Here is a 22,593-nt window from a genome sequence, read left to right on the forward strand (position 1 = left end):
TCCCGTCCTCCCACCCACCCCACCGGATCCGCGGTCATGCCACGGGCCCGCCGCACGTCTTAGACATCCGACGGGCCCGTGAGGTTGCCCTACGAACCTGTGCGAGACCTGGGGCCCGGCTCGCACCACCCCATGGACCCCGCCGCACACCCTGTCTGGTCCGCCGTGTCTTCGGGTGGCGCCCTGTCTGGTCCGCCGTGTCTTCGGCTGGCCCTTGTCTGGTCCACCGTGTCTTTGGCTGGCGCCCTGTCTGGTCCACCGTGTTCTCGGCTGGCGCGCTCTGTCCCGTCTGCCGGGACTTCGACTCGCGCCCTGTCTCATCTGCCGTGCCCCTGTTTCGCGCCCTGTCCGGTCTGCCGGATCCCTGTTGCGCGTCCCGTCCTGTCCGCAGGGCTCCCGTCTCGCGTCCCGTCCTGTCCACCGGGCCTCCGGCTTGCGTCCTGTCCGGTCTGTCGGGTCCCCGTCTCGCACCTCGCCCCGTCCGCAGGGCCCCGGCTGGCGTCCCATGGTCGGTTCACCCGGATTTCGGCGCGCACCCCGTCCAGTCCTGTCCGCAGGGCCCCGGCTCGCGTCTCGCCCCGTCCGCCGGGACCCCGGCTGGCGTCCCATGGTCGGTTCACCCGGATTTCGGCGCGTACCCCGTCCAGTCCGGTCCGCAGGGCCCCGGCTCGCGTCTCGCCCCGTCCGTCGGGACCCCGGCTGGCGTCCCATGGTCGGTTCACCCGGACTCCGGCGCGTACCCCGTCCAGTCCGGTCCGCAGGGCCCCGGCTCGCGTCCCGCCCCGTCCGTCGGGACCCCGGCTGGCGTCTCATGGTCGGTTCACCCGGACTCCGCGCGTACCCCGTCCAGTCCGGTCCGCAGGGCCCCGGCTCGCACCCCGCCCCGTCCGACGGGACCCCGGCTGGCGTCCCATGGTCGGTTTACCCGGACTCCGGCTCGTACCCCGTCCAGTCCTGTCCGCAGGGACCCCGGCTCGCACCCCGCCCCGTCCGCCGGGACCCGGCTCGCACCCCGTCCCGTCCGTCGAGGGCCTCAGCTAGCGCACTGCGTCTTGTCCGCTGTGGACTTCTCCACGTTCGGGGCGGATGCCGTGGACGAGTTGAGCTTCACGCCCGCGCCCTTGAAGTCCTTGCCCAGGGTGAGGGTCATGGCGGGCAGGCCCTGGGAGTTGGTGACGCTCTTGCCGGGCTTCAGCGCCGAGCCGGACAGGCCCATGATGTCCGCGAGGCGGCGCGCCTGGTCGGCCTGGTCGGGGTCGTACTCCAGCGTCGTCCTCGCCAGCGACGCCTCGGCGTTGCCCGCGTTGTCGGACTTGGTCACGCCCGCCTCGGTCTGGAGGTAGGCGAGCTGCTGCTGTGCGCTGCCCGCGGCCGCCCCGCCGTTGAGGATGCGAACCCGCACCTCGGACGCGGCGGACCTGGTGCCCTTGAGCCGGGCCGCGACCGCCGCCTTCTCCTTCTTCTCCTGCGCCTTGACCTCGGTGAAGGAGACGTCGTTCTTGATCGCGTCGAAGATCGAGGGAGCCCTGAACTCGTCGATCACCACCGTCGCCTTGACCGTCTCGGCGGGGTTGTCCTTGACCGGGACGGTCATGAAGCTGATGTTCTTCGTCGGCACCTTCTTCAGCTCCAGGGCGATGTCCTTGAGCGTGCCGACCTTGCCGATCGCCTTGTCCACGGTGAGCGCGTTGGTCGCGGCCTCTGCCAGTTTCAGCAGCTTCGTGGGGCTGGTGAGGGTGTCTCCGGAGGTCATCTTGCGCATCAGCGAGCCCAGGAACTGCTGCTGCACCTTGATCCGGTCCAGGTCGCCCTCGTTGCCGAAGGCGTGCCGGGTGCGCACGAAGGCGAGGGCCCGCTCACCCTCCACCTTGGACTTGCCGGCGGGCAGGACGAGCTTGGACTTCTTGTCGTCGACGGCCTTCTCCACACAGACCTCGACCCCGTCCACCGCCGTGGTCAGGGTCTTCACCGCGTTGAAGTCGGCCATCACGAAGTGCTGGGGCTTGATGCCGGTGGCCGCCTCGACCGTGCGCATCGTGCAGCCCGCGTCCCGGCCGCTCTCGCCGAGGCTCCGGTTGAAGCGGACGCCGTCCTGGCCCGCGACGACCGACGAGGAGCCGTCCTCCTGGTTGGTCTCGCAGTCCGGGATGTCGACGATCAGGTCGCGCGGGATGCTGAGCGCGGTCGCGTTCGACCGGTCCTTGGCGACGTGCAGCAGGATGTTGGTGTCCGCGTGGCCCACGCTGCCCGCGTCGCCGTAGCCCTCGTTGCCCTCACCGGTGCGCTTGTCGGTGCCGATGATGAGGATGTTGAAGGCCTCGTCCTTGCTGAAGTTGCTCGCGGCCGCGTCCCCGACGTCGGTCGTGCCGACGTTGCCCTCCAGGTGCTTGAGGTAGAACCAGCCCGTCGCGGCACCGGCGACCAGGACGAACGCCATCGTGCCGCCGGTCCACAGCACAGCCTTCTTCGCCTTCGACTTCTGCTTGACCGGCCGGCGCCCGCGCCGCCCCGGCAGCGGCTCCTCGGGCGGGGTGCCCCGGCGCCTGCGCGGCGGCGGGACGTCCCGGCCGGGGGCCTCGGGGGGCGTCGTCGTACGACCACGCGGCGCTCCCGGCCGGCTCGGGGCGGGCGCGGATCCCCGTGGACCGGGGACGGGTGACTGCGCTGCGGAAGGGGCCAGTCGCAGTTCGTACTCACCGGTGTTCGGATTGAGCACCCACTGGTCTGCGGGGTCGACGTCGTCCGCCCGCCCACGGCCTTGTGCGTCCACGGTTGTCCGAATCCTCCGTCAGGGCCACGCGGCGATCGCTGGATCGCTCACACTATCCGCCCGATCGGGCCTTGAGCGACGTGAGTTGTTCCCGTGCCGATTCCGTGAGCATGTACGTACGCCCGGCCCGCTTCGTTCGACTACCAGCGGTAGACCGAGTACACGTCCATGCACTGTCCGGTGTCCGAGCCGTTGATGGCGTCCGCGTTGCCCGGCACGTCACCGGCCCTGGCCTCGGACTGCTTCGGGTACACCGTCCCGGTGCGCCAGTCGGCGCCCACGACGAGCGTGACGCCGGAGACGTCGGTCGACTCCTTCACCGAACTCATGGGAATGCCCAGGGACTTGGCCACCCGCTGGGCGTCACCCTCCAGTTCGGCGCTCGGGTAGCGCACGACGGTCCGCTCCTCGGAGAGCCCGGTCGTCGCGTCCTTGGACGCCTGCGAGAAACCTTTTTGCACAAGCTCGGCGGCGATCGTGCCGGCCCGGCCGCCCACCGGGCCCAGCGTCGAGGTCGCGGTCGCGTTCCGGACGAGGACCCCGATCTCGCCGTCCGGGGCGGACGGGGTCCGGGTGGGCTCGCTGTCCTTCTTCCCGCCGGACCCCTTGCCCTTCTTGTCGAGGGGCACGTCGTCGCGGAGCATCTCCCACAGCTTGTCGGCGTTCGCGCCGTCCGGCACGACGTGGTTGTCGTCCCGCGGGTCCTCGACGTTCGGCATCGTCACCGAGGTGATGCGGTCCGTCGGCACCGACTTGAGCTGCATGCCGAGGTCGTAGAGCTCCTTGACGGAGCCGATCTCCTCGGACACCTGGAGGGACTTCGTGGCCGCCTCGGCGAGGCTCATCAGCCGCGGGGTGTCGGTGAAGACGTTCTGCCCCTTCAGCGTGCGGATCATCGAGTTCAGGTACATGTGCTGGGCCCTGGCCCGCATCAGGTCGCTGCCCCAGGCGTGCCGGGTGCGCAGCCACTGGAGGGCCTGCTTGCCCTCGACCTTGTGGGTGCCCGCCGTCATCTTCAGCCCGGAGCCGCCCGGCACCGCGGCCGTCGGCCGGTCCCACACGTTCTGCTTCACACAGACGGAGACCCCGCCGATGGCGTCCGCCATCCGCACCACGCCGGAGAAGTCGATCGTCATCCAGTGGTCGATGTAGACACCGGTGAGGTTCTGCCAGGTGGCGAGCGTGCAGCCGGCGCCGCCGCGGGCCAGTGAGGTGTTGATGATGTCGGTGGTCGCCGGGTAGGTCTTCCCGGTGTCCGGGTCCGTGCACTTGGGGATGTCGACCCGGGTGTCGCGCGGAATGCTCACCATCGCCGCGCTCTTGCGGTCCGCCGAGAGGTGGATGAGCATCTGCACGTCGCCCAGCGGCGGGTTGCCGCGGTTGTCCCGGCTGCCGCCGAGCCGCACGTTCTCGTCGGAGTTACGGCTGTCCGAGCCGATCAGCAGGATGTTGAGCGGCGTCTGCCCGGCCGCGTTGGCCTCGGTCCTGCGCGCCTTGGAGTCACCGCTGCTGCGCTCGCCCTTGCGTATGTTGCCGTTGAGGTGCTGGTAGTACAGGTATCCGGCGCCGGCCGTGCCGAGTATCAGCACGGCGAGCGTGACGGCCGACCATCTCAGCATCCGGTGTCCGCGTCTGCCGCGTTGCCGTCCGTGCCGCCGGCCGCCGTCCCCACTGCCCCCGCTCCCGATCCCGCTGCCGCCGCCCCCGCCGGCCTCCCGCGGGCCTGGAGCGGGCCGGGAAACCGGCCGCGCCCCCTCCTCGTGCACACCGCTGTGCGCCATCCCCTGTCTCCCCACCCTCACACCGAACCAACGAAAAGACCTGCCGTACGACTGGTTAGACGCACGACAGGCCCTTCAGGTCACCGCAGAGCCGCAGAACCGGCTCTCACTTGGCGCACTCGACCTTGTCGGCCGTGGACTGCTGCACCCCCTCCGGTGCCTTCGTCGCCGTGGTGAAGGACACCCCGGCGCCCTTGAAGTCCTTGCCCAGGGTCAGTGTCATCGTGGGCAGGCCCTGCGCGTTGGTGACGCTCTTGCCCGGCTTGAGCTGCGATCCGGACAGACCCAGGATGTCCGCGAGGCGGCGCGCCTGGTCGGCCTGGTCGGGGGCGTACTCCAGGGTCGTCTTCGCCAGCGACGCGTCCGCGTTGCCGGAGTTCTCCGACTTCAGTACGCCCTCCTCGTTCTGGAGGTACTCCAGCTCGGCCTGCGCGCTGCCCGCCGCCGCGCCGCCGTTGAGGATGCGCACCCGCACCTCGGACGCGGCGGACTTGGTGCCCTTGAGCCGGGCCGCGGCCTCCGCCGCCTCGGCGCTCTTGGACGCGTTCGCCTTCTTCTTCACCTCGGTGAACGACACGTCGTTCTTGATCATGTCGAACACCGTGGGAGCCGTCGCGTCGTTGAGGACGACCGTCGCCTTCACCTTCTCCGCCGGGTTGTCGACGACCGGCACGGTGGTGAACGTCAGGTTCTTCACGTTGAGCTTGCCCAGCTCGAGACCGAGGTCCTTGAGCTTGCCGATGCTGTCGAGCTGCGAGTCGACGGTCAGCGCCTTGGTGCCCGCCTCGGCCAGCTTCAGCATCTTCGCCGGGTTGGTGAGCGTGTCGTTCGACTTCAGCTTGCGCATCAGCGCGCTCAGGAACTGCTGTTGCAGCCCGATCCGGCTCAGGTCACCGCCGAAGCCGACCGAGTGCCGGGTGCGCACGAACGCGAGGGCGTCCTCACCGGAGATGGTGTGCTTGCCCTTGGACAGCTTGAGCTTGGAGTCCTCGTCGTCGATGTCCTTGGCCAGGCAGACCTCGACGCCGCCGACCGCCGTGGTCAGCGTCTTGACCGCGTTGAAGTCGGCCACCATGAAGTTGTCGGCCTGGATGCCGGTGAGCTCGGTGACGGTCCGCACCGTGCAGCTCGGGGTGCGCTCGTCCTGGCCGAGGCTGGTGTTGAAGCGGACGCCGTCCGTGCCCGGGATGACCTTGGTGCTGCCGTCCTCCTGCGTGGTCGGGCAGTCCGGCACGTCCACGATCAGGTCGCGCGGGATGCTCAGCGCGGTCGCGTTGGTCCGGTCCTTGGAGACGTGCAGCAGGATCGTGGTGTCCGCGTGCCCGACGCTGTCCTTGTCGCCGTAGCTCCCGTTGCCCTTGCCGGTGCGCTTGTCGGTGCCGATCAGCAGAATGTTGATCGCCTTGTCCGTCTGGAAGCCGCCGGTGCTCGCCCCGTCGTCGGAGACGGAGGTGATGTTCCCGTTGAGGTGGCGGATGTAGAGGTACCCGCCGCCCGCGGCCGCGATCAGCACGAAGGCCATCGTGCCGCCGGTCCACAGCAGCGCCTTCTTCGCCGTCGACTTCTTCTTGACGGGCCGGCGTCCGCGTCGCCCCGGCGGCGGCTCCTCGGGCGGCGCGCCCCGGCGCCTGCGCGGCGGCGGAACGTCCCGGCCGGGGGCCACCGGGGTGGCCGTACGACCGGCGGGGGCGCCCGACCTGCGGGGGGAGGGCGCGGATCCACGGGGACCGGGAACACCTGACTGCGGTGCGGAAGGGCTCAGTCGCAGTTCGTATTCACCGGTGTGCGGGTTGAGCACCCACTGGTCGGCGGGGTCGATTTCGCCCGCCCGCCCACGGCCTTGTGCGTCCACGGTTGCTGAATCCTCCGTCGGCCGGATGCACCGGATCGCTCACACTAGCCGTCCGATTCGCCGACAGGTTACGGCGGTGACGTATTCCACGTCCCTACAACCGGGCAATCCGCCCATTTGCCCGGACACCGCTTCCTCGCCTTGGCGAACGCTTTACTCGCAGGTGTCCTCAGCGGCCGTGTTGCCGCGGAAGGTGGGCACCCCGCCGCCGTTCTCAGATTCCTCATAGGGTTCTTCGTCCTGGGAATGTCCCGAGACCGTCGGGGCTTTCCCGGTCACCTTCACCGGCGCGTCCTTGCGCAACCGTTCGAAAAGGCGCCGGGCCTCGGGTTCGACGAGTTGATCACGATTGGCGTCGTAGACGTAGGACTCCCGCGGCACGGTAAGGAATTGCACCCGCCCCGTGGGGATGTGCCGCAGACCGCGCACGAGTTCGTACAGCCCGCGCAGACTGGCCAGACCGGGATCGGTGGTGAGCGAGGAAGTCGCCGCGTCCAGCACGGGATAGAGCTTCACCGGATTCAGCAGTACGTCATTGCTCTGCACCTTGTTGACGAGTGCCCCGAGAAAGCGCTGCTGGCGGTCCATCCGGTCGGTGTCGCTGCCGTTGCCGAGGGACTTGCGGGCGCGTACGTAGCCGAGCGCCTCCTCGCCGTCGAGCGTCACCCGCCCCGCCGGCAGCCGCAGCTTGGCGGCCTTGTCGTCGATCGGTTCGGCGAGGCAGACCGCGACTCCGTCGACGGCGTCCACCATGTCCTTGAAGCCGTGGAAGTCGACGACCATGTGATGATCCACGCGAATGTTCGTGAGTTTCTCGACGGTCCGGATCGTGCAGGCCGAACCGCCTTTCTGGAAGGCGTAGTTGAACATCGCGAACATGGGCTCGCTGCGGGTCCCGTCCCGCCCCAGGCAGGACGGCACGTCCACCATCAGGTCCCGCGGCAGGGACACGGCCGTCGCGGTGCGCCGCCCGGCGGCCAGGTGCAGCAGGATCGTGGTGTCCGACCGCTCGGTCCCGGAGTCCCGGCCGTACCGCCCGTTGCCGTCGCCCGAGCGCGAGTCGGACCCGATCAGCAGGATGTTCTGGGCGTCCTTGACGAGCGAGGTCGGCCGGTCCCTCTCGTACCGGGCGAGCTCGGCGGCGGCCGCCTCGTCCGCCGTGATGTTCCCGTCGAGCTTGGCGTACAGGGCCCATCCGGTGCCGCCGGCCGCGGCGGCGGCCACGGCGACGACGAGCGCCCCGCACCGGATCCGCCTGCGCCGGCGCCGCCGTATGAGCCCCCTCCCGCTCGCCGACGACCCGGCGCCGGGCCCTGGGGTGCCTGCGCTGTCGGTCACGACGGGTGCCCCCTCACGGCGTAGGCGCGTAGCTCCTGTCTGCTCCTACGACCATGGCGTGGCAGGGCCCCCGGAGGCGCCCCGTGCTGAGCCGTCCGGGTGAAGGAGAGCGACCGGCGCCCCCGGCGGTCCGGCCATCCGGACCACGGTCCCGGCCCGGGCGCCGGTCCGGTCCACCTCGGCCACCCGGACCACGATCCCGGCCCGGGTGCCCGTCGGCGGTCCGGTCCGTGTCGGCGACGTGGACTACGGTCCCGGCCTGGGTGCCGGTCCGTGTCGGCGACGTGGATCACGGTCCCGGCCTGGGTGCCGGTCGGTGGTCGGGTCCGTGTCGGTGACGTGGACCGCGGTCCCGGCCTGGGTGCCGGTCGGTGGTCGGGTCCGTGTCGGTGACGTGGACCGCGGTCCCGGCCTGGGTGCCGGTCGGTGGTCGGGTCCGTCTCGGCCACGCGGACCGCGGTCCCGGCCCGGGCGCTCGTCGGTGGTCGGGTCCGTCTCGGCCACGCGGACCGCGGTCCCGGCCCGGGCGCTCGTCGGTGGTCGGGTCCGTCTCGGTCACGCGGACCACGGTCCCGGCGCGGGCGCCCGTCGGTGGTCGGGTCCGTCTCGGCCACGCGGACCACGGTCCCGGCCTGGGTGCCGGTCGGTGGTCGGGTCCGTCTCGGTCACGCGGACCGCGGCCCCGGCCTGGGTGCCCGTCGGTGGTCGGGTCCGTCTCGGCCACGCGGACCACGGTCCCGGCCCTGCGGATCGGGACTGCCGGCTCCGGCGCGGCACCACGGGGGCATCGGCGCCCCGCTCGTGCGGCACGACCGGACCGGTGCGGCCGCGGCCCGTTGCAGCAGGCGCCCACGCCTTCCGCGAAGGGGCCCGCCGGCCCGCTCAGCGGCGTACGGCGGTCACCCGCTCGCTCTCGATCCGCTGGGCCAGGGCGTCCTCGCCCAGTCGTTCCAGATTCCGGCACAGCACGACGGACCCCCCGTTGGCCAGCGGCCCGTACAGCCCGGCGTTCAACCCGTCCCACGTGTCGTACGACAGCCCCGACAGCACCCGGTCCCGGGTGCCCTCGGCCCGGGCCCGCTCCACGAGCTCGGCCCCGCTGAACTCCCGCCCCGCCACGACCAGCGCGGGCTCCTCGGGGTCCACGGGGGCGAAGGGAGCGAACCGGTCGCCCTGTCCCGGCACCTCAACCGCGTAGTCGACGAACCCGTCCGGTGTCTGCGGGAACCGTCCGCCCAGCGGCCGCAGCGCCAGCGCGACCCGCTCCCCGGAGCACGCCCGGGCCGCCTCCAGCGTGTCCGGCCCGCTCACGACGACGTCGGCCGCGGCCGGGTCCCCGCCCACGTCCGCGACCACGCCCACCGACGCGCACGCCAGCAGCCACACGGCCGTCTGCCAGTGCGCGGGCAGCAGCAGCGTCACCCGGTCGCCGGGCGCGGCGGCGAGGTCGCCCTGGAGGAGGTTCGAGGTCTTGGCCACCCAATTGGCGAAGGTGGCCACGGACAATTCGACGCGTTCGCCCGTGGCGTCGTCGTAGAAGGTCACCAGGGGGCGTCCGGGGTCCGCGGCGAGCGCGGAACGCAGCAGGTCGGCAGGGGTGCGATCGGTGGCGTTCACCCGCGAAAGCGTACGCGGGCGCGTGGCCGGACACCTCCGCGCGGGGCCACCGGTTCGGCGCAACGGCTCCCGACGGTCCGTCAGTTCCCCGATGGACAGATTTATATGACTATGTCCAGGATCGGGAGCATGCGTGGACTTCTTGCTTCCTCGGTCGGCGTCGCCTGTGCGACCGCCCTCGCCCTTCCCCTCACCTCGCCCGCGGTCGCGGCGAGACCGGTGTCCCCGGCAGCCGTGAGACCGGCGCCGGGCGCGGAAGCCCTCGGGGGCACCCAGTCACTGCCTCTCGCGCCCCTCGCCGCCTCCGACCGCACCCTGGCCCCGGTCGCCGAACAGGGCCTGCCCCGCCGGGACGTACGGCACTTCTCCCTGGTGGGGGTCATCTGGGACGATCCGGACGCCGTGCTGCACGGCAGCGTCCAGGTCCGCACCCGCGCGGCCGGCACCGACACCTGGTCCGGCTGGCAGGACCTGGAGACCCACAACGACGACGCCGCCGACCCCGGTACGGCCGAGCGCACCTCCGGCCGCGTCCACGGCGCCACCGCACCCCTGTGGGTGGGCGACTCCGACGGCGTGGAGGTACGGGTCCGCGCCGAGGCCGACCGCAGGACCGAGGACACGGCCCGCGGCTCCCGTACGGCGGCCACGACCGCGGCGCTGCCGACGGGGCTGCGTCTGGAACTCGTGGACCCGGGGGAGAGCGCACCGGCGCCCGCCCGCCCGGAGAGTGCGGCCGGCGCACCCCACCGCGCCCTCGCACCCCGCTCCGCGCCCACCGCCGAACCCGCGGACGACCGCGCCGGGTTGGACGCGGCCGCCGCCAACGCCGGGCTCGCGGCCCTCGGCGCCACCGAGATCCCGGCGCTGGACCGGCAGCAGACCGAGGAGGAGCTGTTCGCCCTGCGTGCGGGGGAGTTGACGGACCGGCAGCGCGCGAAGCCGTACATCGGCCCGCGCCCGCGCATCGTCACCCGGCGCGGCTGGGGCGCCGACGAGGGCCTGCGCGAGCGGAGCTTCGTCTACACGAAGAAGGTCAAGGCGGTGTTCGTGCACCACACGGCGTCGGGCAACGGTTACCGCTGTACGCAGGTGCCCTCGCTCATTCGCGGTATCTACCGCTACCACGTCAAGAGCATGGGCTGGCGGGACATCGGCTACAACTTCCTCGTCGACAAGTGCGGAAACATCTACGAGGGCCGGGCGGGCGGGGTGGCGAAGCCGGTTCTCGGCGCCCACACGCTCGGGTTCAACTCCAACAGCGCGGGGGTCGCCGTCCTCGGCAGCTACGGCGCCAAGAAGCCGCCCGCCGCCGTGACGAAGGCCGTCGCCCGGCTCGCCGCGTGGAAGCTCGGTCTGCACGGCGCCAACCCCAAGGGCAAGACGTATCTGAAGTCGGGCGGTGGCAACCGCTATCCGAAGGGTAAGAAGGTACGACTGAACGTGATCTCCGGCCACCGGGACGGCTTCGCCACGGAGTGCCCCGGACGGCAGCTCTACCGCAAACTCGGGTCCACCCGCACGACAGCCGCCCGTCTCCAGGGTCGTTGACGGTCGCTGAGGACCGGGGAGAGCTCGTACCACCCGTTTCACCGCCGTCGGGGGGCAGGCGCGCATGCCGCACGGTCTCCGAAGGTGCCGCACCACGGTCTGCATACACTGGCCGGTCGAAAGACAGTTCGGGCCGGTCCCGGCAGGAAGCGGAGACGACAGGTGACAGAAGCGATCCTCCTGGTCGGCGGCAAGGGCACGAGGCTGCGACCCCTCACGGTCCACACCCCCAAGCCCATGGTCCGCGCGGCCGGCGTCCCCTTCCTCACGCACCAGCTCGCGAGAGCCCGAGCGGCGGGCGTCGACCACATCGTCCTCGCGACGAGCTACCTCGCGGAGGTCTTCGAACCGCACTTCGGCGACGGTTCGGCCCTGGGGCTCCACCTCGAGTACGTCACCGAGGAGGAGCCCCTCGGCACGGGCGGCGCGATACGCAACGTGGCCGCCCGGCTGCACTCCGGCCCCGACGACCCGGTCCTGATCTTCAACGGCGACATCCTGACGGGCCTGGACATCAGGGCGCTGGTGCGCACCCACGAGACCACGGGCGCCGACGTCTCCCTGCACCTGACGAAGGTGACGGACCCCCGGGCCTACGGACTGGTCCCCACCGACGACACGGGCCGGGTCCTCGCCTTCCTGGAGAAGCCCCAGACCCCCGAGGAGATCGTCACCGACCAGATCAACGCGGGGGCGTACGTCTTCCGCCGCTCGGTCATCGACACCATCCCGCCGGGCCGCCCGGTCTCGGTCGAACGCGAGACCTTCCCCGGCCTGCTGGCGGCCGGCGCCCACCTCCAGGGCATGGTGGACTCGACGTACTGGCTGGACCTCGGCACCCCGGCCGCCTTCGTCCGCGGCTCGGCCGACCTGGTCCTCGGCCGGGCCCCCTCCCCGGCGGTCCCCGGCCGCTGCGGCGACCGGCTGGTCCTGCCCACGGCACGAGTCGCCCCCGACGCCAAGCTGACGGACGGCACGGTGGTCGGCGAGGGCGCGTTCGTCGCGGAGGGCGCGCGCGTCTCCGGCTCGACGATCCTGCCGGGCGCGGTGATCGAACCGGGCGCGGTCATCACCGACTCCCTGATCGGCACCAGGGCCCGCGTAGGCGAGCGCTCGGTCCTCACCGGCACGGTCATCGGCGACGGCGCGGTCATCGGCGCCGACAACGAACTGCTGGACGGCATGAGGATCTGGTGCGACGCCCGCATCCCGGCAGGAGCGGTCCGCTTCTCGTCGGACCAGTGACCTGGAAACCCAGCCGCTTCGGCGTGTCGTGAAATCCAGCCCCTCCGGCGTTCGAGGAGCGGGGGTCCGGGGGCGGAGCCCCTGGAAGCGGGGTCGAAGGGGCGGCAGCCCCTGGGGGAGGGACGGGCAGGGGCGGCGGGGGCGAGAAATCCCCCCGGCACCCCGCCGGGTCACAACCTCCCGATGTCCCCCCGAGTCATCCGCGGCGCCCGCCGGGGCGGCGTACGCCCGCTCAGCAGGATCAACCGCGCCGCCCGATGCCGCTGCCCCGCGTACGGCTCCAGCAGCGACAGCATCAACTCGTCGTCAGCGTCCCGGTCCCCGGCGAGCGCGAACCCCACGATCCCCGGCAGGTGCAGATCCCCCACGGTCACCGCGTCCGCCGCCCCGTGGCTGCGCTGCACCACCTCCGCGGAGGTCCACGGCCCCACCCCGGGCACGACCTCGAGGCGGGCCTGCGCGGCGGCCGGAGACATCGCCACCGCCTCCTCCAGCCGCGCGGCGACCCGCACACACCGCAGGATCGTCGACGCCCGCTTGTTGTCGACTCCCGCCCGGTGCCACTCCCAGGAGGGAATCAACGCCCACGTCCGGGGCGCCGGCATCACCCACAGCCGCCCGCCCGCCGCGGGTCCGGGCGCCGGCTCGCCGAACTTGCGCACCAGCAACCGCCACGCCCGGTACGCCTCGTCGGTCGTGACCTTCTGCTCCAGCACGGACGGGATCAACGACTCCAGCACCAGCCCGGTCCGCGTCAGCCTGAGGCCCGGCCGCCGGTGCCAGGAGTGCGCCACGACCCGGTGCCGGGGCACGAAGGCGCCGGGATCGTCCGCGGCCCCGAGCAGCTCCGGCAACTGCGTGAGCAGCCACTCGCCGCCCGGCCCCCACGCCTCGGCGCGCACCTCACCGCCGTAGACGCACACCCGCAGGGTCCCGGGTCCGGCGGGCGTACGGCTGGCCCGCCACACCGATCCGTCCGGGAGGGCCCGGAACGTCGGGTCCGCCGGCCCCCGCCGCAGCGCCCCGAGCACCAGCCCGAGGTCGACGGGCCACGGCGGCGTCCACCTGCGCACCAGCGGGGCCGCCACCGCCGCCTCCCGCCGCGCCGCGGGCACGACGGCCTCGCCGCCGCGCACGGGCATGGGGGCCCCTCCCACGCCCTTGAGGCTGTGGGGGCGCGTGGGCCGGGGGGTGAAACGTCCTGCCACGGATGAAGTCCTGGGTACGAGAGAAACCGGTGGAGCCCTACGAGACTAGGCGCAACCCGAGGCCCACCGCCGCACCTCGGCACATCGGGCGCCCGTCACCGCACCTCGATGAAGCTCTCCGCGTCCCGGTCCGGCCGCGGCCGGGGCTCCTGCGCCGGATGCCCCACCGCCACGGCCCCCATCGGATCCCAGTCCGCCGGCAGCCCCAGCACCTCCCGCACCACCTCGCGGCAGAACATCGTGGACGACACCCACGCCGACCCGAGACGCTCCCCGGCCAGTGCGACGAGGAGGTTCTGCACCCCGGCCCCCGCGGCGACGACGAACATCTCCCGCTCGGCCGCGTCCCGGCGCGCGTCGCCGTACGTGTGCGAGCCGTCCGTCACCAGACAGGGCACCACGAGGTACGGCGCGTTCCGCAGGACGTCGCCGCGCCGGATCCGCTTGGCCACGGACTCCTCGGACTTCCCGTCCCGCCGCAGATCGGCGATCCAGGCGTCCCGCATGGCGTCCAGCAGCGAGGTCCGGGCGCTCCGCGACTCCAGCAGCACGAACCGCCACGGCGTGGTGTGGTGCGGCGCCGGCGCGGTCACGGCCGCGGCGACGGCCCGCCGTACGGCCCCGGGGTCGACGGGCTCGTCCGTGAAGGCCCGTACGGTACGCCGCTGGGTGACCGCCTCCCGGACCGCCTCCGAGGTCCCCAGCCGGAACATGTCGTCGCGGGCGGGGCGCACCATGGCCCGCGCCCCCTCCCGGTGCCCGTCGGCCACGACATGGGTTAGCCCGCGCACCACGGCGACGGGCAGCCCGGCGGCCTTGCCCTTGACGAGGTCACCGGCGGCGGCCAGTTCGTCGGCCGTCGCCACGACGGTCGCGCTCAGCGGATTGCCGTACGCGTCCGTCCCGCCCCGCAGATCGTCCAGCACCCGCACCCCGGCGGCGCCGATCGCGACATCGGTGAGCCCGGCGCGCCAGGGCCGCCCGAAGGTGTCGGTGACGACGACCCCGACGTCCACCCCGAGGGCGTCCCGCAGCCCGTCCCGGATCGCCCGCGCGGACGCGTCCGGGTCCTCGGGCAGCAACAGCACGGTCCCCGAAGGGGTGTTGGAGGCGTCCACCCCGGCGGCGGCCATCACGAGCCCCTGCCGGTTCTCGACGATCCGGAGCGGGCCGCGCCGCGCCACGACGCGCACGGTCTCGGCGTCGATCGCGGCCTCCCGGTCGTGCGCCTCGACGACCCGCCCCTCCGCCTTGGACACGATCTTCGAGGTGACCAGGAGGACGTCCCCGTCGGCCAGCCCGGGTTCGGCGGCGGCGATCATCTTGGCCAGGTCGTCCCCCCGCTGCACCTCGGGGAGACCGGGCACGGCCCAGACCCGGTAGCCCTCGGCAGGCGTCCCGCTCAAGCTCCGCGCACCTCCTCCGCCAGCTCCAGCGCCTGACGGGCCATCCGCGCGGTCGCGTCCAGGTCGGTCATCATCAGCGGTACGGCCCGGCAGCGGATGCCCGCCGACTCGACCCGCGCGACCGCGCCCTCGTCCACGGTGTCGACGAGCCAGCCGTCCAGCAGCCCCGAGCCGTAGTGCTCGGCCACCGCCGCGGCCGTGGACTCCACGCCGACCGCCGCGAGGACCTTGTCGGCCATGCCGCGCACCGGCGCGTCCCCGACGATGGGGGACAGGCCCACGACCGGCACCCCGGCCTCGGCGATCGCCTCGCGGATGCCGGGCACGGCGAGGATGGTGCCGACGGACACGACGGGGTTGGACGGCGGGAACAGCACGACGTCCGCCTGCGCGATCGCCTCCAGCACCCCCGGAGCCGGCTTGGCCTGCTCGGCGCCGACCGGCACGACCGCGTGGGCCGGCACCGAGGCCCGCAGCCGCACCCAGTACTCCTGGAAGTGCACGGCCTTGCGCTCGCCGTCGATCTCGACGGCGACATGCGTCTCGACCCGGTCGTCGGTCATCGGGATCAGCCGCACCCCCGGCTTCCACCGGTCGCACAGCGCCTCGGTGACCGCGCTCAGCGGATACCCGGCACCGATCATCTGCGTGCGCACGACGTGGGTGGCGAAGTCCCGGTCCCCGAGCCCGAACCACTCGGGCCCGACGCCGTACGCGGCGAGCTCCTCCTTGAGGTGGAAGGTCTCGTCGGCGCGCCCCCAGCCCTGCTCCTCGTTGATGCCGCCGCCGAGCGTGTACATCACCGTGTCGAGGTCCGGGCAGACCTTCAGCCCGAAGAGGTGGATGTCGTCCCCGGTGTTGCCGATGACCGTGATGTCCGCGTCCGGCGCGGCCTGCTTCAGACCACGCAGGAAACGGGCACCGCCGATGCCGCCTGCCAGAACCACGATTCGCATGGGAGCCAGTCTCGCAGGCGGCTGCGACAACGCGTCATGCGGTCACGGCGTCCACCTCGTCGTGGCTGTCGCGGGCGGTGCAGGCCGTGTGCATCGGCATCTCGGTCAGGCCCGGGTAGTAGACGTGCAGGCTCACCGCCGGCTCCAGGGCGTCATTGACGACCTCGTGCACGTACCCGGGCGCGAACACCCGCTGCGACCCGGCACCCAGCGCGCGCGTGCCCCGCTCAGTCCGCTCGGTCAGCGTGCCCTCCAGGACGGTGAGGACACCGCAGGAGCGGCCGTGGTCGTGCAGCCCGCTGCCCTGACCGGGCACCCAGGACAGCAGCCACACCTCGTAGCCGGGTCCGGTGCGCAGCCGGTGGTACCAGCGGCTCGTCGCGTCGAACCGGACGAGGTGCGCCCACTGCGCGCGGTCGGCGGCGAGGGAACGGGCCAGCCCGGCGAACTCGGCGACGGTGGCCGGGTGCTCACGGGGGGCCTGGAGGAGGTGCGGGACCTCGAGGAGGTCGCCCGCGATCTGGAGGTCGTAGTCGCTGTTCATGGGGTGCGGTGGGTCCTCGGCGAAGGGTGGGGGGCTGGCTGGGTGTCACGTACCGTCCGCCCGGATCGCGGGAGGACAGGAATGCCCGGGTGCGGGCGGGGCACAAGCAGCCGAGTCACGGTGGACTCAGGAGCAGCCGGAGCGATGGGCTCAACAGCTAGAACAGCAACAACAGCTACAGCGAGCGCGGGCAGCACCGTGGGACCCGGCGGTGCGGGTCGAGGTGAGCGCCAAGTTCGCGAGCATGCCCACAAGGACAGCGGCTCACACCTCCACTGTCAACTCGACACCCTGGAAGTGGGACATGTTTCACCTCATCCGGTCCATCTGGGTGGTGAAAGGTTTGTTCATGCGCCGACCGGGACACATGGCGCACAACCGGGCGCACGGGCCGTGAGTTCACCGTGACTTCCCCACGGGCGTACGGAACGAGTTCGAACTGATGGGCGTCCTTCCCCGTACAGGCCCGAAAGGTCCGGTGCGGCTCGGCAGCCCTTTCGGGTCTCGTCTGCTTGTCAAGGTTTATGCCGATTTGAACACTTTCAGCAAGGCCTTGGTTCCGCAGAGTGAATAAGGGGCCCAATAGCAGATCTCGGCTTGACTCGCCCGGAGCAGCACACTTGTAATTTCACTCGTGTCGTTCAGCCGAAATCGGTAACGGCCGTCACACGGGGACGCGAAGACAGACGAGGGGCGCACATGACCGAGCTGGTGCAGCAACTGCTGGTCGACGACGCGGACGAGGAACTCGGCTGGCAGGAGCGCGCGCTGTGCGCCCAGACCGACCCCGAGTCCTTCTTTCCCGAGAAGGGCGGCTCCACCCGCGAGGCCAAGAAGGTCTGCCTCTCCTGCGAGGTCCGCTCCGAGTGCCTCGAGTACGCCCTCGCCAACGACGAGCGCTTCGGCATCTGGGGCGGCCTGTCGGAACGCGAACGCCGCAGGCTGAAGAAGGCCGCCGTCTGACCCGAGGCAGGCGTCACCGCACTTTTCGTACGCAACCGCACGGCCCGTCGCACCTGGTTGTCCACAGGCGGCGGGCCGCCGTCTTGCCCAGCCGATAGTGTGGGCGCTCGTCCGAGACGCCTCGCCGCCCCCTCAGGGCACAGGCGTCCACCGCAGTCCACCGAACCGGGGCCCGTACCTCGATGTCCGTGCACAGCCACACGGCAGCCCAAGACAGCGCTGCCACCCCTGAGTTCCCGCGTCATGTGGTGACCGCGGTGCTCGTCTCCCACGACGGCGCCCGCTGGCTGCCCGACGCGCTCGCCGGGCTGCTCGGCCAGGAGCGCCCCGTGCAGTTCGCCATGGCCGCCGACACCGGCAGCGCGGACGACTCCGCCCGACTGGTCACCGAGGCCCTCGGCGCCGACCGGGTGCTGCACCTCGCCCGGCGCACCGGCTTCGGCCAGGCCGTCGAGGAGGCGACCCGCACCGCCCCGGTCCTCACCCCGGACGAGCTGCCGTACCTCAAGCGGCCGAGCGGCTGGGACCCCGTCACGCGCACCTGGCGCGACGACGCCTACGACCTGCCGGAGCTGCCGCACGGCGAGCCCGTCCAGTGGCTGTGGCTGCTGCACGACGACTGCGCCCCCGAACCCGGCGCCCTGGCCGAACTGCTGCGCGTCGTGGAGAACGAACTGGAGCTAGGCCGCGACGACGTCGCCGTCGTGGGCCCCAAGCTCCGCGGCTGGTACGACAAACGGCAACTCCTGGAGGTCGGCGTCTCCATCGCCAACTCCGGCCGCCGCTGGACGGGCCTCGACCGCCGCGAACAGGACCAGGGCCAGCACGACCACGTCCGGTCCGTGCTCTCGGTGTCCACCGCCGGCATGCTCGTCCGCCGCGACGTCTTCGAGCAGCTCGGCGGCTTCGACCGACGCCTGCCCCTCATGCGGGACGACGTCGACCTGTGCTGGCGCGCCCAGGCCGCCGGCCACCGCGTCCTCATCGCCCCCGAAGCCGTCGTCCGCCATGCCGAGGCCGCCTCGCGCGAGCGCCGCACCGTCGACTGCGCGGGCCGCACCACCGCCTCCCCGCACAAGGTCGACAAGGCCGGCGCCGCCTACACCCTGCTCGTCAACACCCGTACCGCCGCGCTGCCCTGGGTACTGGTGCGGCTGGTCCTCGGCACCCTGCTGCGGACCGTCGCCTACCTCGTCGGCAAGGTACCCGGACAGGCCCTCGACGAGATCCGCGGTCTCCTCGGCACCCTGCTGCGGCCCGAGCGGATCATCGCCGGACGCGGCAGACGCGGGAAGCCCGTCGTCGACAAGGACGAGCTCCGGCAGTTGTTCCCGCCGCCCGGCGCCACCGTGCGGGCCACGGTCGAGCAGGTCGCGGGCAACCTCTTCGGCGGCTCCGACGCCGAGGCCGCCACGGCCGGCCGCCACGGCGGCGGCATCGAGTCCGGACCCGGCGGCGACGACGCCGAGTTCCTGGAGATCGAGCAGTTCGCCCGCCTCAAGCGCATCGCCCGCAAGCCTGGGCCTGTGCTCTTCCTGGTGCTGCTCCTGGTCGCCCTGGTCGCCTGCCGCAACCTCCTGGGCGGCGGCGCGCTCGCGGGCGGTGCCCTGCTGCCCGCCCCGGCCGACGCCGGCGAGCTGTGGTCCCGCTACGCGGACGCGTGGCACGCGGTGGGCGCCGGCGGCACCCCGTCCGCCCCGCCCTACCTGGCGGTCATCGCCGCGCTGTCCTCCGTCCTGTTCGGCTCGACCGGGCTCGCCCTGACGGTCCTGCTGGTCTGCTCGGTGCCGCTGGCCGGCCTCACCGCCTACTTCGCCTCCCGCCCGCTCGTCGAGTCCCGTCTCCTGCGCGCGTGGGCGGCCGTCGTCTACGCCTTCCTGCCCGCCGCCACCGGCGCCCTCGCCGGCGGCCGCGTCGGCACCGCCGTCCTCGCCGTCCTGCTGCCGCTCATGGCACGCGCGGGCGTCGCGGCCGCCGGGCTGACGAACAGCACGGGCGCGCGGGGCAGTTGGCGCGCCACCTGGGCGTTCGCCCTGCTGCTCACGATCACCACCGCGTTCACACCGATCATCTGGCCGATCACGCTGCTCCTCGGCATCGCCCTGCTGGTGGTGCGCCGCACCGAGATCACCGCCTACGGCCTGCGCTTCCTGGCCCAGTTCGGCACCCCGCTGCTGGTCCTCGCGCCCTGGTCGCTGACGCTGCTCCCGTTCGGCTTCTTCGACCAGGCGGGCCTGGAGTACGGCTCCTCGGCCGCCTCCGCCCTCGACCTGCTCGGCGCGAGCCCGGGCGGACCCGGCACCGTCGACGGGCTGATGCTCATCGGCGTGGTGCTGGCCGCCCTGGCCGCCCTGCTGCGCACCGAGCGGCAGTTCGGCATCTGGACGGCCTGGGCGGTGGCCCTGGTCGGCCTCGTCTTCGCCGTCCTGTCCAACGAGTCGACCTGGGCCGGCCCCGCCACCCTCGTCTACGGCCTCGCCCTGCTGGCCGCCGCCATGCTCGGCGCCGACGGGGCACGCGCGCGCGTGGCCGAGCAGAGCTTCGGCTGGCGCCAGCCGGTCGCCGCGCTGATCGCCTTCGCCTCCGCAGCGGGCCCGCTGCTCGTCGCCGCCGGCTGGATGATCGGCGGCGCCGACGGACCGCTGGAGCGCCGCGACCCCGTGCAGGTGCCCGCGTTCGTCGCCGAGGAGAGCGGCACCCGCGACCAGGCCCGCACCCTCGTCCTCGACAGCGACTCCTCCGCCCACGTCGGCTACATGCTGGTGCGCGGCTCCGGCGCCCGCCTCGGCGACGCCGAACTCGCCGCGGCCGACGGGGAGAACGCCAAGCTGGACAAGGTCGTCGCCAACCTCGTCGCCGGCTCCGGCGCCGACCAGGCGAACCAGCTCGGCGGCTTCGCCGTGCGGTACGTCCTCGTCCACAAGGGCGCGCCCCGCGAGGTCACGCGCGTGCTGGACGCCACCCCCGGCCTGTCCCGGCTCAGCCAGCAGGACGGCAGCGGACTGTGGCGGGTCGATCAGGAGGTCGCGCGCGCGACGATCGTCGCGAAGTCCGGCTCCGGCACCGCGACCCCCGTCGCCGCGGGCCCGGTCGACCTCCACACCACGGTCCCGTCCGGCGCCGACGGCAGGATCCTGCGGCTCGCCGACACCGCCGACGAGGGTTGGACGGCCACCCTGGACGGCAAGCCGCTGACCCGCACCACGGTCGACGGCTGGGCCCAGGGCTTCGAACTGCCCGCCTCCGGCGGCACCCTGGACGTCACCTTCGACGACCCGTTCACCCACACCCTGTGGCTGTGGATCCAGGGCTTCCTCGCCGTCGTCCTCGTGGTGATGGCCCTGCCCGGCCGCCGTCGCGACGTCGACGACGACCTGCCCGAGGAGCCGGCCGTCCCCGCCCAGCCCGTCGCGGGCGAGGGCCGCCGCGCCCGCCGGCTGCGCGCGCAGGCCGAGGCCGAGGAGGCCCCCGGGCCCGAGGACTTCCCGGCTCCTCCGCAGGAGGTTCCCGCCGCGGTCCCGCAGCAGCAGTCCTACGGCGACTGGGACGTCCCGAGCCACGCGAACGCCGAGTACGGCGGCTACGCCGACGACCAGTACCAGAACGCCCAGCAGTACCCGGCGGGCGGCTACGACCAGCAGCCGTACCAGGCGGACCCGTACCAGGGCGGCCAGTACGACCCGTACGCCTACGGCGGGCAGCACCAGCAGGCGTCGTACGACCAGACGTACGGCGGCCAGTACGAGCAGCAGCAGTACGACCAGGGCTACGACCCCGCGTACGACCCGGCGCAGCAGCAGCATCCGGGCGCCCCCGGCAGCGAGCGCCCCGACGGGAGTCAGCAGTGAACCGCACCACCGTGTCCCTCATCGCCGGCACCGCAGCGCTCGCCGCCGTCACCGGGTTCGCCACGCTCAGCTCACCGCAGGCCGCCGGCACCGCCGGGACGGCCGTCGAGCTGCCCGTGGAGCGCACCAGCCTGCTGTGTCCCGCGCCCAGCACCTCCGACATAGCGGAGACGTCGTACACGTCCTTCACGCCTGTCACCAAGGACGCGGGCGGCGACGGCAGGGCCGAACTCCAGGCGGCCACCGCGGAGTCGGACGGCAAGAGCAAGAGCAAGAGCAAGGGCAAGGGCAAGAAGGCGGCCAAGCCGGTTCTCGAACCCGAGGAGCCCGGCAAGCCCGCCACCGGTGAGACCTCCGGCGGCGAAGGGCCGGCCCTGGTCGGCACCGCCGAGGGGAAGTTCGCACCCGGCTGGACCGTCCAGGAGACCACGCAGGTCGCCGCGGGCTCCGGACGCGGCCTCCAGGGCGTCAACTGCTCGGCCCCCGACACCGAGTTCTGGTTCCCGGGCGTGAGCACGGCCGCCGACCGCACCGACTACGTCCACCTGACCAACCCCGACGACTCCGCCGCCGTCGTCGACATCGAGCTCTATGGCAAGGACGGCGCCCTGGACTCCACGCTGGGGGAGGGCATCACCGTCGCGCCGCACTCCAGCGACCCGATCCTGCTGTCCACGCTCACCGAGGAGAAGCAGGAGAACCTCACCGTCCATGTGAACGTCCGCAGTGGGCGCGTGGGCGCGGCCGTGCAGGCACTGGACGACAAGCTCGGCGGTGACTGGCTGGCCGCCTCCACCGACCCGTCCGGCAGCCTGGTGCTGCCCGGCATCCCGAAGGACGCCACCGCCGTACGCCTGGTCGCCTACACGCCCGGCGACTCCGACGCCGACCTGAAGGTGCAACTCGCGTCCCCGTCCGGCCTGATCACCCCGGCCGGCAACGAGACGCTGCACGTGAAGGCGGGCATGACGGCCTCGGCGGACCTCGGTGACCTCACGCGCGGGGAGGCCGGTTCGCTGGTGCTCACCTCCACCGACGCCGCCGCGCCGGTGGTCGCGGCGCTGCGGGTCGTCCGCGGCAAGGGCGACAACCAGGAGACGGCCTTCATCCCGGCCACGCGTCCGGTCGGCGCGCGCGCGACGGTCGCCGACAACAGCGCCAAGGGCACCACGCTCTCCCTGACCGCCCCCAAAAGCGCGGCCACCGTCAAGGTCACGGCCTCGGCGGGCAGCGAGGGCGGCGAGGCCGTCTCGAAGACGTTCACCCTCAAGGCGGGCACCACGCAGAACGTGGAGGCTCCGACCCCGACCGGCCTGAAGGGCACCTACGCCCTCACGGTGGAGCGCGTCTCGGGCGGCCCCGTCTACGGCGCCCGCACCCTGGCGGCGACCGAGGACGGCGTGCCGGGCTTCACCGTCCAGACCCTCCCGGACGACCGGGGCATGGTGGCGGTGCCGGAGGCGGACGAGGACCTGTCGGTGCTCCAGAAGTAGCCGGGACGATCCGCGGGCGGC

Annotated in this window: 14 protein-coding genes; 5 read left to right on the forward strand and 9 right to left on the reverse strand. The window is 72.6% G+C overall.

The genetic code is table 11. The features are described from left to right. Positions 1 to 1,033: 1,033 nt before the first annotated feature. The 5 genes from ACZ66S_RS31815 to ACZ66S_RS31835 form a co-directional block, all read right to left on the reverse strand. A complete protein-coding gene (locus tag ACZ66S_RS31815) occupies positions 1,034 to 2,770 on the reverse strand; it encodes an LCP family protein (protein WP_469905000.1) in 1,737 nt (578 codons plus the stop codon). Positions 2,771 to 2,910: 140 nt separating this feature from the next. Beyond that, complete coding sequence (locus ACZ66S_RS31820) at positions 2,911 to 4,551, reverse strand: LCP family protein (protein ID WP_469905001.1); 1,641 nt, start codon at positions 4,549 to 4,551, stop codon at positions 2,911 to 2,913. A gap of 106 nt (positions 4,552 to 4,657) precedes the next feature. Continuing rightward, a complete protein-coding gene (locus tag ACZ66S_RS31825) occupies positions 4,658 to 6,403 on the reverse strand; it encodes an LCP family protein (protein ID WP_469905002.1) in 1,746 nt (581 codons plus the stop codon). Between the two features lie 153 nt (positions 6,404 to 6,556). Beyond that, on the reverse strand, positions 6,557 to 7,741 hold the full coding sequence (locus ACZ66S_RS31830) for an LCP family protein (protein WP_469905003.1): 1,185 nt from the start codon (positions 7,739 to 7,741) through the stop codon (positions 6,557 to 6,559). A gap of 882 nt (positions 7,742 to 8,623) precedes the next feature. Further along, complete coding sequence (locus ACZ66S_RS31835) at positions 8,624 to 9,358, reverse strand: TIGR03089 family protein (protein ID WP_469905004.1); 735 nt, start codon at positions 9,356 to 9,358, stop codon at positions 8,624 to 8,626. Between the two features lie 129 nt (positions 9,359 to 9,487). Here ACZ66S_RS31835 and ACZ66S_RS31840 point away from each other — a divergent pair, with 129 nt between their 5' ends. Both ACZ66S_RS31840 and manB read left to right on the forward strand, forming a co-directional pair. Beyond that, complete coding sequence (locus ACZ66S_RS31840) at positions 9,488 to 10,909, forward strand: peptidoglycan recognition protein family protein (RefSeq protein ID WP_469905005.1); 1,422 nt, start codon at positions 9,488 to 9,490, stop codon at positions 10,907 to 10,909. 162 nt (positions 10,910 to 11,071) lie between these two features. Next, positions 11,072 to 12,154, forward strand: a complete 1,083-nt coding sequence (gene manB / locus ACZ66S_RS31845) for a mannose-1-phosphate guanylyltransferase (RefSeq protein ID WP_469905006.1) — start codon at positions 11,072 to 11,074, stop codon at positions 12,152 to 12,154. Positions 12,155 to 12,324: 170 nt separating this feature from the next. Here the strand turns inward: manB and ACZ66S_RS31850 are convergent, their stop codons facing one another. The 4 genes from ACZ66S_RS31850 to ACZ66S_RS31865 form a co-directional block, all read right to left on the reverse strand. After that, on the reverse strand, positions 12,325 to 13,362 hold the full coding sequence (locus ACZ66S_RS31850; RefSeq protein ID WP_469905007.1) for a DNA-3-methyladenine glycosylase family protein: 1,038 nt from the start codon (positions 13,360 to 13,362) through the stop codon (positions 12,325 to 12,327). 95 nt (positions 13,363 to 13,457) lie between these two features. Beyond that, the gene (locus ACZ66S_RS31855) at positions 13,458 to 14,768 is read right to left on the reverse strand and encodes a coenzyme F420-0:L-glutamate ligase (RefSeq protein WP_469905008.1); all 1,311 of its coding nucleotides are present in this window, start codon (positions 14,766 to 14,768) and stop codon (positions 13,458 to 13,460) included. Then, a complete protein-coding gene (gene cofD / locus ACZ66S_RS31860; RefSeq protein WP_469905009.1) occupies positions 14,765 to 15,724 on the reverse strand; it encodes a 2-phospho-L-lactate transferase in 960 nt (319 codons plus the stop codon). The genes ACZ66S_RS31855 and cofD overlap by 4 nt, the downstream gene beginning before the upstream one ends. A 34-nt stretch (positions 15,725 to 15,758) precedes the next feature. Then, positions 15,759 to 16,268 carry a cysteine dioxygenase gene (locus ACZ66S_RS31865; protein WP_469905010.1) on the reverse strand — a complete coding sequence of 170 codons (510 nt, stop codon included), beginning with the start codon at positions 16,266 to 16,268 and terminating at the stop codon, positions 15,759 to 15,761. Positions 16,269 to 16,967: 699 nt separating this feature from the next. Here ACZ66S_RS31865 and ACZ66S_RS31870 point away from each other — a divergent pair. The 3 genes from ACZ66S_RS31870 to ACZ66S_RS31880 all read left to right on the forward strand — a co-directional run bounded on the left by ACZ66S_RS31870 (position 16,968) and on the right by ACZ66S_RS31880 (position 22,572). Beyond that, a complete protein-coding gene (locus ACZ66S_RS31870; RefSeq protein WP_003990679.1) occupies positions 16,968 to 17,231 on the forward strand; it encodes a WhiB family transcriptional regulator in 264 nt (87 codons plus the stop codon). Positions 17,232 to 17,413: 182 nt separating this feature from the next. Next, a complete protein-coding gene (locus ACZ66S_RS31875; RefSeq protein ID WP_469905011.1) occupies positions 17,414 to 21,079 on the forward strand; it encodes a glycosyltransferase family 2 protein in 3,666 nt (1,221 codons plus the stop codon). Next, a complete protein-coding gene (locus ACZ66S_RS31880) occupies positions 21,076 to 22,572 on the forward strand; it encodes a DUF5719 family protein (protein ID WP_469905012.1) in 1,497 nt (498 codons plus the stop codon). The genes ACZ66S_RS31875 and ACZ66S_RS31880 overlap by 4 nt, the downstream gene beginning before the upstream one ends. Positions 22,573 to 22,593 lie beyond the last annotated feature (21 nt).

It is taken from the genome of Streptomyces sp. NPDC107471 (genome assembly GCF_055582845.1).

Excerpts from the sequence above, each read along its gene's own strand:
- ACZ66S_RS31820 (WP_469905001.1), bottom strand. The coding sequence starts at position 4,551 with ATGGCGCACAGCGGTGTGCACGAGGAGGGGGCGCGGCCGGTTTCCCGG.
- ACZ66S_RS31840 (WP_469905005.1), top strand. The coding sequence starts at position 9,488 with ATGCGTGGACTTCTTGCTTCCTCGGTCGGCGTCGCCTGTGCGACCGCC.
- cofD (WP_469905009.1), bottom strand. The coding sequence starts at position 15,724 with ATGCGAATCGTGGTTCTGGCAGGCGGCATCGGCGGTGCCCGTTTCCTG.
- ACZ66S_RS31865 (WP_469905010.1), bottom strand. The coding sequence starts at position 16,268 with ATGAACAGCGACTACGACCTCCAGATCGCGGGCGACCTCCTCGAGGTC.
- ACZ66S_RS31870 (WP_003990679.1), top strand. The coding sequence starts at position 16,968 with ATGACCGAGCTGGTGCAGCAACTGCTGGTCGACGACGCGGACGAGGAA.
- ACZ66S_RS31875 (WP_469905011.1), top strand. The coding sequence starts at position 17,414 with ATGTCCGTGCACAGCCACACGGCAGCCCAAGACAGCGCTGCCACCCCT.